Here is a 17,214-nt window from a genome sequence, read left to right on the forward strand (position 1 = left end):
TTTGAATGAAAATCTAGGTAAGTGCCAACTAAAAACCAATGGCTTTTAATCGTAGACCTTCATCTTCTTTCCAGCCCAACATGATATTCATGTTTTGCACAGCTTGTCCTGAGGCTCCCTTGATCAGGTTGTCAATGATGGAAGTAATCAACAATTGCCCTTGGTGGATTTCTAAGTGCAACAAGCATTTATTGGTATTGACCACTTGCTTTAAATCAATGCTGGCTTTAGAGACGAAGACAAAGGGGGAGGACTCATAGTAGTCATTATACATTTCCAAGGCCTCTTCCAGAGTACCCGTATATGGAGTGTATACATTGGCCATGATTCCCCGAGAGAAATTACCTCGATAAGGGACGAAATGGATCAAAGGGGCCTTTTTTCCAAAGGCTAAGGTTTGACCAATTTCTGCCAGGTGTTGATGTGTGAAAGCTTTATAAATACTGATATTATTATTTCTCCAAGAAAAATGGCTAGTGGTCGACAAAGACTGTCCAGCTCCAGTGCTACCTGTAATCGCAGAAACATGCACATCTCCCGTAATTTTTCCGGCTGCGGCTAATGGCAATAAGGCCAATTCAATGGAAGTGGCAAAACAACCTGGATTGGCTATTTTTTGAGCAGCTTGTATTTTGGCTTTTTGAAATTCTGGAAGGCCATAGACAAATCCATCGGATTCGTCTCGGTAGTCGGTACTCAAATCTATGATTTTAGTATGCCAAGGAATGTCATTGGCTTCCAAGAATTTCTTAGATTCACCATGGCCAGAGCATAAAAATAACACATCCAAAGGCTTTAACGTATCTGTGAATTTGGCAAATGTACTTCCTAATAAATCGGTATGCACATCCGAAACCAATTTGCCAGCCTGGGAATTAGATAGTATGCAAGTCAATTCCACATCCGGGTGATTGACCAAAATCCGCAATAATTCTCCTCCCGTATAACCTGCCGCTCCAACAATTCCTATCTTAGCCATACTATTTTTCGTTTACCTTTCGGTGTATCATCGTTTGGTTTGAGACGATTTTCGAGAATCCTCTTACATCATCTCCAGTCCAAGCTTTATTCATTTCGCCATAAGCTCCAAAAACAGATGACATTAAATCGTATTTAGACTCGATGCCCAGGATATGGAATTGATATGGATTTAATTGTACATGAACTGTACCAGTAACATTACTTTGGGTATCGGCCAAGAATGTTTCAAAGTTGCGCATCACAGGTTCCAAGAATTGGCCTTCGTGCAACAAGGTTCCGTACATATCACCGATGTTTTGTTTCCAATACAACTGGTGTTTGGTCAATATATGCTTTTCTAAACTATGGTGAGCCTTAATGATGATTAAAGGAGCAGGAGCTTCAAATCCTACACGGCCTTTGATTCCAATGATGGTATCACCAACATGTATATCTCTTCCAATGGCAAATGCACCTGCTAATTCAGTTAATTCACGAATAGCAGCTACTTTTGAACTCGATTTTTTACCGTTGATTCCTACTAATTCTCCTTGTTCAAATTCCAAGGTGATTTTCTCAGGAGTAGTTTTGGTCAATTGGGTAGGCCATGCATCCTCAGGTAAATAACCATCAGAGGTTAATGTCTCTTTCCCACCTACTGAAGTACCCCAAAGACCTTTGTTGATGGAATAAGCAGCTTTATGCCATTCTTGAACTACACCTTTTGATTTTAAAAAGTCGATTTCTGCCTCACGTGAAAGTTGTAAATCTCGAATAGGAGTAATGACCTCACATTCAGGAGCTAAAATGCGGAACACCACATCGAAACGTACTTGATCATTTCCTGCACCCGTACTTCCGTGAGCAATGGCTTTTGCTCCTAATTTTTCTGCATATTTGGCTACAGCTGTTGCTTGAAACACTCGCTCAGCAGATACAGAAAGAGGATAGGTATTGTTTTTTAATACATTACCATAAACCAAATAGCGTAAACAATCTTGGTAATAAGAGTCTACTACATCCAAAGTCACGTGTGAACTTACCCCTAAGGCATAGGCTTTGGCTTCAATGGCCTTTAATTCTTCAGGAGAAAAACCACCTGTATCCACTAAGGCCGAGTGCACTTCCATGCCACGCTCTTCGGTTAAATATTTGACACAAAATGAGGTATCTAATCCTCCACTAAAGGCTAAAATTACTTTCGGCTTGCTCATGTTTATTTGGATTTCCCCTTTTTCTTAAAGGGCATTAATAATTTTTCTTTAATCTTCTTCAATTTGCTGAAATCAGCAATGTTCTTTAGGAATAACCACTTTTCTTCGGAATCTCCTACCGACTTCTTGGATGCATTGGGGTCGTAAATCATCCCGGTGCACAAACAAATTTTGCGTTCTGTTCTTGTTAAAATATCATAATTAACGCAGGATTCACAGCCTTTCCAGAAATTATCATCTACTGGTAATTCGGAAAAGGTCGTCGGTTCATATCCCAAATCTGAGTTAATTTTCATCACCGCAAGGGAAGTGGTGATACCAATGATTTTGGCATCAGGATACCGAGTTCTGGATAATTCAAAGGCTTTCGCTTTTACAGCTTTCGCTACACCATACTGACGGTAAGAAGGATTGACAATCAATCCCGAGTTAGCAACAAATTTACCATGCTGCCAAGTTTCTATATAACAAAAGCCGACAAATGCCCCAGTGATGTCATCGGTGGCAATGATGGCTTTTCCTTCTGACATTTTTTCTTGAAGGTATTCGGGTGTTCTTTTGGCAATACCCGTTCCACGAGCTTTTGCCGATTCTGCCATTTCGTGGCAAATAGACTCTGCTAGGCCAAAATGGGCTTGACTAGCAACTTGAACAGTATAAGGATTCATTCTTAACGACGATAAAAATTAAACAATAGCATTCTTCGGGTCCCTAGGGGATCATACCCTAAAGATGAATCGTCGCCTTCGTCGGATAGGAGATACAAGATGTACGAATAATAATTTTATCTGCATTCTTTTTGTAAACCAGGATGCTCGTCCTAAGTTTGTCCTAATTAGCTCGCAATTTCAGAAATTCAGCGGGGAAATGCGAATAATCTCCTAATTATTTCATGGAAGAGGATAAACTATTATCAGTTGAACAATTAATTTACGCGTATGCCAAAGGTGTTTTTCCTATGGCAGATGAGGGTGAAATTCATTGGTATAGTCCAGATCCTAGGGCCATAATTCCTATTGATACCTACAAACCTGCCCAATCCTTGCGGTCTGTTATCAACAAACATCTTTTTGAAATTCGTATTGATACCCAATTTGAGGCAGTGATGCGTTATTGTGCAGGTCCTAGGTCGACAGATTCTGAAACTTGGATATCAGAAGAAATAATTCAAGCATATACGGATCTTTACCGCATGGGTTTTGCCCATTCGGTGGAAGCCTATGTAGATGGTAAATTAGTGGGTGGTCTATATGGAGTTGCCTTGGGTGGTGCCTATTTTGGGGAATCTATGTTCAGTTTGGTGTCCAATGCATCTAAAGTGGCTTTTCATTATTTGATGATTCTACTTCGTGAACAAGGCTATTCCTTATTGGATACCCAATTCATGAATGATAATGTACTCCGATATGGAGCTATTGAAATCAGTAGGAAAGATTATAAAAGCCGATTAGCCAAGGCTCTCAAAAAAACATGTCACTTTGAATTAGCAGGAAAAGATTATTAAGAATTGTTTTCCGATAAGTCACTTTGCTTACTTTGGTTGACCAAACCTTTCATTACCAACATGCAAACAAAAAGCATGGATAAAGTGACGGCAACCAATCCTAAGGTAATGATTGATTCAATCAAAGGACCTTGTTCTGTTCCCCCAGCGATAGGTAATAATTTTCCCGCACCAGTAGCTGCTGCCAAGCCTATCGTTAAAAAATTAAAATAGGTACCTAAGACGGCCAACCGAAATGTTGTTTTAAGCCAAAAATGGGACAGAGATAATCTGTTCCAAATAAGACCCAAAATAACTAGGAACATACCATTCATAACTCCCTCTAAATGAGAGGATAGTCCAATTCGAGGTTTCGCTAAAATAGGGATTAATAGTCCGATGACCAATCCTAAAAAGAACAAGAAAATGCCTAAGAAAATCAACTTGTCGGCCTGCTGTTTACTAGTTGCGTTAGTTTCCATTTGATTGATAATGAGAAGGTTGAATCTAATATTGGTAATTTAATGGGCGACTTTAAAATATCAAAATTTCAGAAAGAGTTTCTTTACTAGCCACAATCCAACCTGCTTCATTCTTCATTCTACATTCTTCATTCTCCATTTTCCATACTACATTCCCATGAATCGATTCAATTGCTTAAATTGCAAGAATATTTCGTTCCATATGTCAAAGCCAATTCTTGTAATTAAATTCGGATCATCTTCCATCACACATGCCAATGGGGATGTTAATGAGCAAACTTTGGAGAAAATTGCTTCACAAGTAGCTCAATTACAGCCTAATTTCCACATTGTATTAGTTTCCAGTGGGGCAGTAGCAGCAGGTAAATCCGTATTTAAAAATTATAAAGGAAGCTTGTCGGAACGCAAAGCCGCAGCAGCAGTCGGGAATCCCATTTTGATTGCTAAATACAATGATTATTTCCAGAAATATGGTATTTCCATCGCCCAAAGCTTATGTGAGCGTCATCATTTTTCACAAAGAGGTCAGTTTTTGCAATTAAAAGAGACCTATCAAGAACTTTGGAAAAATGGAGTTATTCCCATTGCCAATGAAAATGACGTGGTGAGTAATGTAGAGTTGAAATTTTCGGATAATGATGAGTTAGCGACCTTGATAGCTACGGGATTTGGAGCCTCTAAATTATTGATTTCAACCTCGGTGGGTGGACTTTTAGATGGAGAGGGAAAGATTATCCGACATGTCAAGGAAATTAATTCGGAGGTATTAAGTGTGGTGAGTACCGATAAATCCAGTTCAGGATTAGGTGGGATGATTTCCAAATTAACCTTTACTCGCATGGCCACTCGATTAGGAATCAAAGTGGTGATATTCGGTTTAGATCAAGGCGAAGGGATAGTAGATGCCTTGAATGAAAAGATTGGTACGGTTTTTGAGGCTCAAGAAGCAACACTTAATTCTCGGCAAAAATGGTTAGCCACTGGTTCATTGATTCGAGGAAAAGCAGTTTTGGATAAAGGTGCGGTAAAGGCCATCTCACAGCGTAAAAGTTTACTTTCAGTGGGCGTGCTTGAGTTTCTCGGCGATTTTGAAAAAGGGGAAGTGATCGAATTGCTGGATATGAATAAAACTCCAGTGGCTATTGCACGTGCCCGTAGTTCTAAATCAGAATTGATATCAGCACCTACAAGTTTAGAAGTAGCGCATGCCGACGATATTGTTCTGTGGTAAGAGAGCTAATTTTTTATTTTATACTTAAAATCACATTTGTCAGCACCAAGGGCTATCGTGCCAAGTCGGATCATATCTAATCCTGCCAAACTAGTGGTCATATGGTCCACTTCACATAATATGGAAGTAAATCGCTGGTAATTTCTTTTTTGAAATTGCTTACAGATGCCACATTCTAGGATATCAATACCATATCCTAAACCATGAGTGGTGTTTTTGTCGGTGATGATTCTTGCCACAAATCCATCTGGGTGACCAGGTTTTTCTGCTACTTTTTTTAAGTTTTGAATCAATAATTTCCCTAGCCAAGTTTGAATGAAATAAGATGGCCATTTTTTAATGAGACGTTGGAAGCCGTTTTTGGGTTGAACGAAATCAAAGGCCACTTGTAGACATACCTGTCGAATCTGTTCATAACTTTCTCCTTTTTCATCCAAGCATTGAATCATGGCTAAAAAATAGGCACTAAATGACAATCGTTTATCGATGGGATTTTTTGAGCTCGCTAAGCTTGAATCATATATTTCTGGATACAATCGGTCCATTTTAGCCAGTATTTCATCCGCATCTTTTTGGTAATGAGAGATCAGTATGGGCAAAAAATAAGGATGAAATGCTTTCATGGATATAAGTTTTTTTGATACGACGCTTTTTCAATCTCCAATGATTACGGTTGGTAACCCCAGTATAATTTCACCACCGTGACTTGTTTTATCCCCCATTCTTGCGGCAGGACGGCCACCAATAGAGACGGTTTGACTTCCACTAATGATGGTATCAGGTTCTCCAACGCATAGAGCCATATCTCCTACACATGCCGCGGGAAGGCTTCCGATTAAAACCGTTGGACAGCCTGGTCCAAGGATGGGCCCACCTACATGTGGAATAGGAGTAATTTCCTGCGATGTCATAGGACATGTGTGAAAGTCGGTAATTCTAGCAGCTATTGACATATCAATTAATTTATATTGACAATGGCTCCTTTCACCACCGTATTTCCAGATGCAGACAGTTCTGCACTGGCATTACCCGAAGCAATGAATCTTGAATCTGCTTTTTGTTCGATATCCATAGCTCTTGATTTTATACCCAATGCAGCATTTAAATCAATCGTTGTTTGAGCTTTCAAATTAATATTCATGCCAGAAATGGTAATGTCACCATAGCTATCGAGTTGAATCCCTTGTTTGTTCAAGGTAATACTGTTTTGGAATTGATCACTTAGCTTCAAAATATTTAATTCGTCATTTAATTCAATGAGGTTGCCTTTAGGAGTTGAGATTAAAATACTCCCAGTTTCATCGTCAAAGGAAACTTTTAATTGATGATCGGTAACAATATTATGCGGGTTCATGTAGGATATTTTAAAATTTGTAAATACTTGATTTCTGACAAGTTTAAATAGTATGATGATTAAGTCTTTGGTATTAATTCGTTTTTTTGAAAGTTATGTAATTGAAAATCTTTTGAATTATATTTCTTACTCGACGACTACTTGGATAATGTCTATTGGGGCTTAGGTTATTGAAAATTAGTGCAATTATCAATAAAGTAATGGCTCCAGTTAATGCAGGGAATAATACATAATAATAACCCAATGCCTTGATTTTGGCGGAACCAGTAACTGCAATGAGGGCGGTAGCTCCCCCAGGAGGATGTAATGTTTTGGTTATTTGCATGGCTACTATGGAGAGCCCAACGGCCAATGGGCCTGTTAACCAAATAATATCAGGGAATAGTTGATAGATACTCACTCCTAAAATGGCTGAAATAAAATGGCCACCCACAAGGTTTCTTGGTTGTGCCAATGGGCTTTGTATGGCTCCAAAAATTAATACACTTGATGCCGCAAAAGAACCAATCAAGAAGATGTTTTCATTTTCATTGAGTATTTGTTTTTGGCAAAAAGCAATGATTCCAATGCCAATAAATGCTCCTAAAAAAGAAAGAAAATTTTCCTTTTGGTCGATGACCGTTTCCTTGTAAATCACATATTTCGAAATACGGATCCCCCTTTTGATTTTTCGTTTTACTAGTTTAGGCATATGGTAATATAAGTTTTGTTTCAATGGTTTTATTTCATTCTATCCCGAATGAGTTGGGGAACCATGACTCTATGATGAACAAGAATATATTTATTCTAAGTTTAAAGCTTCCCTTACTTCATCCTGCACTCGACGATTAATATTGATTTTGGCATTCTTTAATACGTAAATGGAAATTTTAAATTCTCTAGCTAAGGGATTGGTCCGAATTCCTGCTAAATATAAGGTGTCAAAAAAAGGTCTTTCTGTTGTTCGAAGTGGATCTTCATCGTCAAATTCTTTAACAAGAATCACATGCTTCATGGGTTTATTCAAAGGAATCCATCTGGCATAATCGGCGTTCATAGAATAGGCATCTACCGAATTGTTTTTAGTATAATAATTAATGGCACCAGCTTGTCCATAATTATCACATAAAATAATGGTGCTATCTAGACTTGATGGAGGGAGAGTTGCTACGATTGAATCTAATTTATGAGCTAATGTTTTCCAACCCAGCATATCCGCAAAATCTTGAGGAATGTGATGGTCCTTACCATCTTCCCAATGAAGTAGCCCCAATTTTTGATAAGGAGCTTGATTTTCAAGGATATCATTGGGTTTATTATTTGGAAAAAGATATAAGTACATAGGAATAAAAGCTAGACAAGGTATTGCCAAAGCAAGGATTTGCAAGTACTTTTTCCAGCCATGTTGCAAGACCAATTCCAAATAGACCGCTCCAAAAGATAAGTAGATGGGGTAAAGTCCCATGGCATAGTAATCTTTGGCTTTAAAATAAGTGAAGATGGCCAAAGTGATAACTAGATTCCAAAAGAAAAAACGATACTTCTTAAATGGAGGATAAAAAAGTAGAGCCCCTAACGAAGCGATTAGCACAAAAAAAGCGCCAAGAAAAAACATGATTTGGTTACGAAGGAAATCTAGCCGATTAACATGGATTAATTGAATCTTTGATAATAATTTCATGTGATGAATCACAGGAAATTGATGTTCATATTGCCAAATTAGGTTGGGCAAAATGAGCAAACTAGCTATGCAAATCGCTATATAGAATCGTTTTTGGAAAAAGATGTTACGATGTTCGGACAATAGGATTGCGGGGAAAAGTCCCAATACCAGAAAAAGGATGTTGTATTTGTTTAGAAATCCAATGGCCCACATGATGGAAAAATAATATAGCCATTTGGTCTGATCTGTTTGAATGAATCGAATGAATAGATAAAAGCAGGTAGTCCAAGCCAATACATCAAAAGAATTAGGTTGAAATAGCGTATTTAGGCGCATGACAGCTGAAAGTAGGACGGATATTGCTCCCAAATACAAGGCAAAATACTTGCCCCCCAGAGATTCTATCGTTTTCCATACAACGACAATGGTTAATGCCCCAAACAATGCAGGAAAGAAATGTACCCAAAAAACTTGATTGCCCAACTGCCCTATGATCCATGAAATCCAAGAAGTGAATGGTGGCACTGACATATACCCCCAAGCTAAATGCTGAGCTTGGTCTAAATGCAAATACTCATCTCTTTGTAAATCATAGCTAGCGTCTATGAGTGAATATTGGAGAATGAATTTAATTAATACAAATAGGTAGAGGCTATATTTCATGTTATTGGATGATCCACATGACTGCAAGATACTATTCTTGTTAGGATTGTTTTCACATAACTAGAATCTATTATACCTTTTCCTTGAATCGGAAATAAAACACTGATTGTCAAATCGTTAGTTGGATATTGTAGGTATTTTTGATTATCAATTTATTGGACAATAAATGTGAAAAATAAATCGTTAACGCAACGCTGGCAAGGTTCCAAACCTTGACAGCGTTAAAAATGCGTTAATTTTTATTTATTAATCCCGCAATATTCCGCATACAAAGCCTTGATTCCAAATAACTTAGCAATTGGCCCAACTACATTCATTAATAAGTTTTGAACGGGGATAGGAATACCTGCCACATAGCTTTTACTATCGATGTATTTGGAAGTTACCAATTGTTGGATTAAGCCAAATTTACCTCCCTTAACTTGGTGATCTATTGTATAGTTAATCAGGTTTTCTATGAAATAATCGAAATCCAATGCCGGACTTACGGTTTGAATGAATTCTACAGGAGCGTCATGATTATTGAAATGGTTATGTACCTCGCCTTTGGGTAAAACAATACTATCCCCAGCTTGTAAAATCTGGGTTTTACCTTCATGAATTACTGTAAGTTGTCCACTCAAAACCTTGAAATGCTCTTCCTGAAGCATGTGCAAATGCATAGGAACTAATTGTCCTTTGGTCTTGACAGTCATTTTGATGCTCACTCGTTCACCATGACTATCTTGAGCTGTTTCTAAAAACTCATATACATCGCCTTTAATGGGATCTGTTAAAATTTGATTTTTGAATGGCATAGCTTCGTTTTGGTTTAGTAAATTAATTAGATAATTATTTAAATATTAAATTAATTTAATAGGGTGATTCAATTTTGTATAAAAAAAGTGGTTAGTCATTCAGCTCAAATTGTGCTAATAACTAACCACCACTTCAAAGAATATTTTTTACTTATGCTATTACCACAGCCTCTCCGCTTTCCACATCTTGTTCTACCGTCTTATATTTGACATTTTCCTTGGTAGAACCATCTCGGTATTGTACGGTAACGCGCTGATTACGATCTGCAATTTTAATGGCATGTCGAGGCGCAATGCGCTCTTCACTGCGAGAACTTGGATCATGGTATTCTTGCTGCTCGTCACCTTGTCCTCCAGCTAAACCACCCAAAAGGGACGAAATAGCCTCATCTTTACTCAATTGTAATTTTGGTGCTTTTTCTTTTGGTGCTTGTTGCGCTTGGTTCGTTTGTTGAATTTCTGGAATTTCCGCTTTTAAAACAAAGCTAATGGTATCTACATTCACACGTGATACAAAGCGTTGGAATAAATTAACCGCTTCAAACTTATAAATTAACAATGGGTCTTTTTGTTCAAATACCGCATTCTGAACAGATTGTTTCAAATCGTCCATTTCACGTAAATGCTCCTTCCATTCTTGGTCAATCAAGGTCAAAGTGATGAATTTTTCCATCTCTTTAACGACCTCTTTACCTTGAGAATCGATGGTTTTTTGTGCATCCACTACCACGCCAGTTACCCAATTTCCGTTCGTGATTGGAACCTGAATACCAGAATATCCTTGGCGTAAAGCTTCTTGAGCAACTTGAATGACTTGTTTTGCAATGCCCTCATTTTTGCTCTTATAATGATCTTCTGCTGCCAAGAACAAACGCTCAATCTTAACTTCTGGAGATAATCGATTGAAATCTTCTTCTGCAAATGGAGGCTCAATGCCTAACAATTCAATAACCTTTAATTCTAATTCGCCATAAGTAGGATATTGACCTACCAAATCTTGGCAAACATCAAACATAGTATTGATGATATCCAACGATAAACGCTCTCCTAAAAGGGCGTTTTGACGGCGCTTATAAATCGCATTTCTTTGGTAGTTCATCACATCATCGTATTCCAATAATCGCTTACGAATACCAAAGTTGTTTTCTTCTACTTTCTTTTGTGCCCTTTCAATGGATGAGGTAATCATAGAATGTTGAATCACTTCCCCTTCTTCCATACCCAAACGGTCCATGACTTTCGCAATACGGTCAGAACCAAATAGACGCATTAAATTATCTTCAAGAGATACAAAGAACTGAGAAGAACCCACATCACCTTGGCGACCTGCACGACCACGCAACTGTCTGTCGACACGTCTAGACTCATGTCTTTCCGTACCTATGATGGCCAATCCACCAGCAGCTTTGGATTCTGGACTTAACTTGATATCCGTTCCACGACCTGCCATGTTAGTGGCAATAGTCACCTTGCCTGATTGTCCTGCTTCAGCCACAATTTCTGCCTCACGTGCGTGTTGTTTCGCATTTAATACATTGTGTGGAATCTTACGAATCGTTAACAATCGGCTAATCAATTCTGAGTTTTCTACCGAGGTTGTACCTACTAAAACCGGGCGGCCTTGATTGACTAATTCTTGAATTTCTTCCGCAACGGCATTGTATTTTTCTCGAACAGTGCGGTATACTTTATCTTCCGCATCTTTTCTTTGAATTACGCGGTTAGTTGGAATGGAAACCACATCCAATTTATATATAGTCCAAAACTCACCAGCTTCCGTTTCTGCCGTACCCGTCATACCACCTAATTTATGGTACATACGGAAGTAATTTTGTAAAGTGATTGTAGCATAGGTTTGTGACGCATCTTCTACATTCACGCCTTCTTTTGCTTCAATCGCTTGGTGTAAACCATCAGAATAACGGCGACCTTCCATGACACGGCCCGTCTGCTCATCCACGATTTTTACTTTACCATCTACAATGATGTATTCCGTATCTTTTTCAAAGAGGGCATAAGCTTTTAACAATTGGTTAACCGTATGAATACGACTAGCTTTGTCATTGTATTCTCTGATTAATTGTTCTTTTTGTGATAAACGATCCGCATCAGATAGCTCTTTGTTTTTCTCAATTTTATTTAAGTCAATCGACAAATCAGGTAATACGAAAAAGTTAGGATCTTCGGTGTTTCCACTCATGAATTCCAAACCTTTTTCGGTTAATTCCACTTGATTGTTTTTCTCTTCGATAGTAAACAATAATGGGGAATCTGCTTGTGGCATCAATTTTTGATTCTCTGCCAAATAAATGGATTCAGTTTCGTGCAATAATTGCTTGTTACCTGATTCTGATAAAAATTTAATCAATGGTTTCGACTTAGGCAAACCACGAAAAGCTCTGAATAAAGCTAATCCTCCTTCTTTTTTATCTCCAGATGCAATTTGTTTTTTTGCATCTACTAGGAAGTTTTGAACTAATTGTTTCTGAGCTTCTACCAATTTTTGAACACGGGGATTGAAAGCATCAAACTCCTGCTCATCACCACGGGGTATTGGACCAGATATAATTAAAGGCGTTCTGGCATCATCAATTAACACCGAGTCAACCTCATCCACCATCGCAAAATGATGTGGCCTTTGAACTTGATCTTCTAGGCTACGCGCCATGTTATCACGCAAATAATCAAATCCAAACTCATTGTTGGTACCATACGTGATATCCGCAGCATAGGCGTGTCTACGCTCTTCCGTATTAGGCTCGTGCTTGTCGATACAATCCACACGTAAACCATGGAATTCAAATAAAGGGGCATTCCATTCTGAGTCACGTTTGGCCAAATAATCATTGACTGTAACAATGTGAACGCCACGACCTGCCAATGCATTTAAGTAAGTAGGAAGTGTAGAAACCAATGTTTTACCTTCTCCTGTACCCATTTCAGAGATTTTACCTTGATGTAATACAATACCTCCAATTAACTGTACGTCGTAGTGTATCATATCCCAAGTAATGGTATTGCCTGCAGCATCCCATGTATTGGCCCAAATAGCTTTATCTCCTTCTATTTTAACATTGGCTTTTTTAGAAGCAATGAATTTATCTTCAACTGTGGCTTGAACAACCAATTGTTTATTCTCGGTAAATCGACGAGCCGTTTCTTTTACTACCGCAAATGCTTCAGGTAGGATTTCATTTAAAACAACTTCTAATTGTTTATTGCGCTCAAGGTTCAATTTATCAATTTCTAAGAAAAACTTTTCCTTGGCATCAATGTCTTCAGTCGCCTGTCCTTGCGCATGTAATTCACTTATCTGTGCATCTATATCGGCTAAAAATGCTTGTATACGAGCCTTGAAATCTGCTGATTTTTGACGTAACTCATCGTCCGAGATTTGGCTCAAGCGCGCGTACTCTTCTTTTATTTTATCGACAATCGGCATCAAGGCTTTGATGTCTCTTTCCGACTTGGTTCCAAATATTTTGGTTACTGTTTTGCTGAAGATGGATAACATTGTATAGAATGTGTGCCTACCTAGGCCATTTTAAAATTGAATATGCAATTTACCAATTAATCTCTAAAAAACCCTAAAATATACGCAAGCGATAGTTTGACGCATGAATGAGCATGTTAATTAAAAGGGAAATCAGGGGAGAAATCTTATTTTGATGGTAGTATCGGGCTTTGAAAAGCGAGTAATTAAAACATCTAATGAACCAGCTGTTTTTTTGAGCCTTTGTGGCACAGCTACTTGATCAAAAAATACGGGATCTGCGATATGTAAATCCAATTTACGGCGAGTCCCATCTTTTTGCTTCACTACCAAAATATAATGTATTTCATTAGGGTTAGTGGCATCCGTATATTTTTTACGAATGGATCCGTCTAGATCAAGATCCAAAATCTCACTTTGAGAATCATACATTTTTTCTGCCCAAAGATTCGGCAAAAAGAGTTGAGCCATTAAACCCAACGTACCCACAATGAACACAAGTTTAGTGAAGTTTTTTCCACCCCAATCTACTTTTTCTCCTGAACCAGAATTTCCTCCTACCATATTGCCAAACAAAGGCATTTTTAATTTCTTACGGGGAGGTCTTCTAGGTGGGGTATACGCTTGTGACATAAATAAAATGATTAATCTCGCAAATCAAGTGATTTTTTTTCGTTTCTAAGTGATAAATTTTATACCGAGCAGTCAAAATTTTCACGAATGAATGTAGCCTAAACTTCACTCAATCGTTTTTAGTTCCTTTATCTGTCTTGAAATAGAAAAATGACAAGTTTATTTATCAATTAATTGATAATTAAATCTGTTTGCCTTATTATTACGTGCTACTTTAAGCTTATTAACTCTCTAGTATTTCATGGTCAACGTGAATTACTTGTAAACTCATGGATACCATGTTAACCTGGAACACCACCCATGTTTCTCATTTGCTATCTCGCGTTTTATTCGGTTATTCCAAATCGGATTTGGAGCGAGCCATGGGATATGGAAATTTCCAAGACTTATTGGATCTAGCTATTTTAAAGGATATACCCAATCCTTCGCCGCCTGATACTTGGGTTGACTTGACACCCGAGCAGGCACAATTGGACAGAAATTTGGCCGGGCCTTGGTTTGTTCAGTTGACCAAATGGTGGTACGGTCGCATGTTCAATGAATCGCTGAGTATGCAAGAAAAAATGGTTTTATTCTTGCACAACCACTTTTCTAATGAAAGGCAAAAAGTAAACTACCCTCAATATGTGTACAAACAGAATCAACTATTCCGAACTTATGCATTTGGGGACTTTAAGCAATTAGTTAAAGATATCAGCATTGATCCTTCCATGTTAATTTATCTGGATGGAAATAATAGTCGTGGTACCTCACCCAATGAAAATTATGCTCGGGAAGTGATGGAATTATTCACTTTAGGCATAGGCAATTACACCGAGAATGATATTAAACAAGCCGCGCGCGTATTTTCTGGTTGGCAAGTGAAAGGTTTAGTTGCTGTTTTTGATGCTACACGCTGGTACCGAGAAGCGACAGTAACTGTTTTGGGTAAATCGGCCAAATTTGACAATAATAGTTTAATCGATCATATTTTTACCCAAACTGCCGCAGCAGAATTCATTTGCCGTAAGATTTACAAAGAATTCGTCTATTACAAAGCGGATGAAGTTTTTGTAAAAAAGATGGCTGTTGTTCTACGTCAAAATAACTTTGTTTTAAAGCCTCTATTGAAATTCTTATTTACTTCAGAGGAGTTTTATAAGCCTGAAATCATGGCGGCCAAGATTAAAAGTCCTACCGAGTTAATCGTTGGATCAGCCAAGCAATTGGAATTGAAAAATCCGGATTTGCAAAATTGGTATGATATGGCTATCATTCTTCAAATGCAATTATTTCAACCTCCCAATGTGGCAGGTTGGGAAGGTCAACGAGATTGGATTAGTTCCACCACCTATTCCTACCGATCTGGTTTTACGGATTCACTTTTAAGTGGAAAGAGATACAATGGGGCCACTGTTACAGGTAAATTAGATCCTATCGCTTTTGCTCGTCTCTCTTCTAATGCCGAAAAACCTAAGGAGTTTGTGGAAGAGATGGTCAAACTTTTCATTCGCTTTCCTTTAACGGAGTCGCGGAAAGCTTTTTTATTGGAAGTGCTTTTGGATGGAACGATTGCCGCCAATTGGTCCACTTATACGCCCAATGCCGACGCTAGAATTAATAAATTTTTAAAAGCAATGATGCGCTTACCAGAATATCAATTGGCATAAAATGAAAAAAGAACTAAGCCGTCAGCAGTTTTTACGTCAAATGGCCCTACTTAGTGGTGGGGTTACTTGGGGATTGGGCTCTTTTACAGGAAAGGCATTTGGAGCTGTACCTTATGCCAATGCTGTTAAAGGGAAGGTTTTGGTTATTATCCAATTGAACGGAGGGAATGATGGATTGAATACGATTATTCCGGCGGAGGACGATAATTATTTTTCAAAAAGGCCTGATATATCCATCAAAAAAGCAGATGCTTTGCCGCTTTCTAATGGCATGTACATGAATCCTGCTATGACAAGTATGAAGTCATTGTACGACAAAGGTCTAGTTGCCATTACGCAAAGTGTGGGTTATGCCAATCCCAACCGTTCTCATTTTAGAGCTACTGATATTTGGAATACTGGATCAGATGCCGCAACTGTTTGGAATGAAGGATGGGCTGGTCGTTTTTTAGAGATGCAATATCCAGATTACCCCATTCAATTGCCCAAAGATCCCATGGCAATTCAGTTGGGTTCAGTAGAATCCCTCTTATTTCAAACCGATGTGGGTAGGGTAGGTACCGTCTTTGAAGATCCTAATTTGTTTTATCAATTGGTTTCCGGGACTTTAGCAGATTCGGAATTACCTCCTGCGACTTTGGCAGGGGATGAATTGGCTTTTTTGAAACAAATAGCCAGTTCTTCTGTACAATATTCCACGGTTATCCGAGATGCTGCCAATAAAGCTAAAAATGCATATACCTATCCCAATACAAATTTAGCCAAGCAATTGAGTATTGTAGCTCGATTAGTTGCTGGAGGATTAGAGACACCTGTTTACTTGGCAAATATTGGAGGTTTTGATACACATGCCAACCAAAAAACACAGCATGCTAATTTATGGAAGACTATTTCTGAAGCGGTTTCAGCCTTTCAAAATGACATGAGCAATCAGGGTTTAGCTGATTCCATTACGGTAATGACTTTTTCAGAATTTGGTCGGCGAGTGAATCAAAATGGAACCCAAGGTACAGACCATGGCACGGCGGCTCCCATGTTATTCATTGGAAATACTGTTAGAGGAGGCTTGATTGGATCCAACCCTAGCTTGACGAATTTAGATAGTAATGGAGATTTAAGGTACAATTTCGACTACCGCCAAATTTACAGTACAGTATTGCGGGATCATTTAGGGTTAAATGCGATTAAAACCCAAGAATTATTTAAGCAGACATTTGAACGAGTTCCTATTTTCAAAAACTCACCTGATGCTTTGCCTGATACGCTTGGAATGGAAGTTAATTCACCTATGCCAAATCCTGTTTTTGATCTTACAGTGATACAATATGCCGTATATAAATCGGTATTAGATATAAAAATTACCTTGTTTGATTTGCAAGGACAAGAGATTAGAACTTTGTTTAAAGGGACCCGTACTCAAGGAACTTATCAGTTGACTTTGAATGTATTAGGCTTAGCGCCAGGGATTTATTTGATACATATGGCAAGTATATCTGGACTTTCCATGCACAAAAGGATGGTTGTCCAATAAAGGGCCAAATTTTAATACAAGCCATAAATTTGTATATTCGTATCACCTTTTACTACAACATTTGAGGAAGTATCAACGTTTT

General features: G+C 38.2%; 16 protein-coding genes. 4 read left to right on the plus strand and 12 right to left on the minus strand.

The window, feature by feature from the left end:
- Positions 1-28: 28 nt before the first annotated feature.
- From argC to G9H60_RS03050, 3 genes are read right to left on the minus strand one after another with little or no spacing between them, the layout of a single operon-like run.
- Positions 29-979, minus strand: a complete 951-nt coding sequence (argC, locus tag G9H60_RS03040; protein WP_223142632.1) for an N-acetyl-gamma-glutamyl-phosphate reductase — start codon at positions 977-979, stop codon at positions 29-31.
- Position 980: 1 nt separating this feature from the next.
- Entirely contained in the window at positions 981-2,174 is a 1,194-nt protein-coding gene (gene argG, locus G9H60_RS03045; RefSeq protein ID WP_223142633.1) for an argininosuccinate synthase, read from the minus strand.
- Positions 2,175-2,176: 2 nt separating this feature from the next.
- Positions 2,177-2,842: a GNAT family N-acetyltransferase gene (locus tag G9H60_RS03050; RefSeq protein WP_223142634.1), complete on the minus strand. Its 666-nt coding sequence runs from the start codon at positions 2,840-2,842 to the stop codon at positions 2,177-2,179.
- A 224-nt stretch (positions 2,843-3,066) separates the two neighbouring features.
- Here G9H60_RS03050 and aat point away from each other — a divergent pair, with 224 nt between their 5' ends.
- Positions 3,067-3,678, plus strand: coding sequence for a leucyl/phenylalanyl-tRNA--protein transferase (gene aat, locus G9H60_RS03055; protein ID WP_223142635.1), 612 nt, complete (start codon positions 3,067-3,069; stop codon positions 3,676-3,678).
- Here the strand turns inward: aat and G9H60_RS03060 are convergent.
- A complete protein-coding gene (locus G9H60_RS03060) occupies positions 3,675-4,139 on the minus strand; it encodes a hydrogenase (RefSeq protein ID WP_223142636.1) in 465 nt (154 codons plus the stop codon). The genes aat and G9H60_RS03060 overlap by 4 nt on opposite strands.
- Before the next feature lie 202 nt (positions 4,140-4,341).
- Here G9H60_RS03060 and proB point away from each other — a divergent pair, with 202 nt between their 5' ends.
- On the plus strand, positions 4,342-5,370 hold the full coding sequence (gene proB / locus G9H60_RS03065) for a glutamate 5-kinase (protein ID WP_223142637.1): 1,029 nt from the start codon (positions 4,342-4,344) through the stop codon (positions 5,368-5,370).
- Positions 5,371-5,375: 5 nt separating this feature from the next.
- Here the strand turns inward: proB and G9H60_RS03070 are convergent, their stop codons facing one another.
- From G9H60_RS03070 to G9H60_RS03105, 8 genes are all read right to left on the minus strand, one after another.
- Positions 5,376-5,993, minus strand: a complete 618-nt coding sequence (locus G9H60_RS03070) for an L-2-amino-thiazoline-4-carboxylic acid hydrolase (protein ID WP_223142638.1) — start codon at positions 5,991-5,993, stop codon at positions 5,376-5,378.
- Positions 5,994-6,023: 30 nt separating this feature from the next.
- On the minus strand, positions 6,024-6,323 hold the full coding sequence (locus tag G9H60_RS03075; protein WP_223142639.1) for a PAAR domain-containing protein: 300 nt from the start codon (positions 6,321-6,323) through the stop codon (positions 6,024-6,026).
- 5 nt (positions 6,324-6,328) lie between these two features.
- Positions 6,329-6,724 (minus strand): hypothetical protein, encoded by a 396-nt coding sequence (locus G9H60_RS03080; RefSeq protein ID WP_223142640.1) that lies wholly within the window; start codon positions 6,722-6,724, stop codon positions 6,329-6,331.
- A 73-nt stretch (positions 6,725-6,797) separates the two neighbouring features.
- Complete coding sequence (locus G9H60_RS03085; RefSeq protein ID WP_223142641.1) at positions 6,798-7,415, minus strand: HPP family protein; 618 nt, start codon at positions 7,413-7,415, stop codon at positions 6,798-6,800.
- 90 nt (positions 7,416-7,505) lie between these two features.
- Positions 7,506-9,029 (minus strand): glycosyltransferase family 39 protein, encoded by a 1,524-nt coding sequence (locus G9H60_RS03090; RefSeq protein ID WP_223142642.1) that lies wholly within the window; start codon positions 9,027-9,029, stop codon positions 7,506-7,508.
- A gap of 239 nt (positions 9,030-9,268) precedes the next feature.
- A complete protein-coding gene (locus tag G9H60_RS03095; protein WP_223142643.1) occupies positions 9,269-9,826 on the minus strand; it encodes a cupin domain-containing protein in 558 nt (185 codons plus the stop codon).
- Positions 9,827-9,977: 151 nt separating this feature from the next.
- Complete coding sequence (secA, locus tag G9H60_RS03100) at positions 9,978-13,340, minus strand: preprotein translocase subunit SecA (protein ID WP_223142644.1); 3,363 nt, start codon at positions 13,338-13,340, stop codon at positions 9,978-9,980.
- Between the two features lie 132 nt (positions 13,341-13,472).
- Positions 13,473-13,952 carry a hypothetical protein gene (locus tag G9H60_RS03105; protein WP_223142645.1) on the minus strand — a complete coding sequence of 160 codons (480 nt, stop codon included), beginning with the start codon at positions 13,950-13,952 and terminating at the stop codon, positions 13,473-13,475.
- Between the two features lie 269 nt (positions 13,953-14,221).
- Here G9H60_RS03105 and G9H60_RS03110 point away from each other — a divergent pair, with 269 nt between their 5' ends.
- Together G9H60_RS03110 and G9H60_RS03115 are read left to right on the plus strand one after the other, a co-directional pair.
- Complete coding sequence (locus G9H60_RS03110) at positions 14,222-15,601, plus strand: DUF1800 domain-containing protein (RefSeq protein WP_262899930.1); 1,380 nt, start codon at positions 14,222-14,224, stop codon at positions 15,599-15,601.
- Position 15,602: 1 nt separating this feature from the next.
- Entirely contained in the window at positions 15,603-17,132 is a 1,530-nt protein-coding gene (locus G9H60_RS03115; protein ID WP_223142646.1) for a DUF1501 domain-containing protein, read from the plus strand.
- Positions 17,133-17,214: the final 82 nt, after the last annotated feature.

Source organism: Aquirufa aurantiipilula, assembly GCF_019923745.1.
In the GTDB taxonomy this organism is placed as follows: domain Bacteria; phylum Bacteroidota; class Bacteroidia; order Cytophagales; family Spirosomataceae; genus Aquirufa; species Aquirufa aurantiipilula.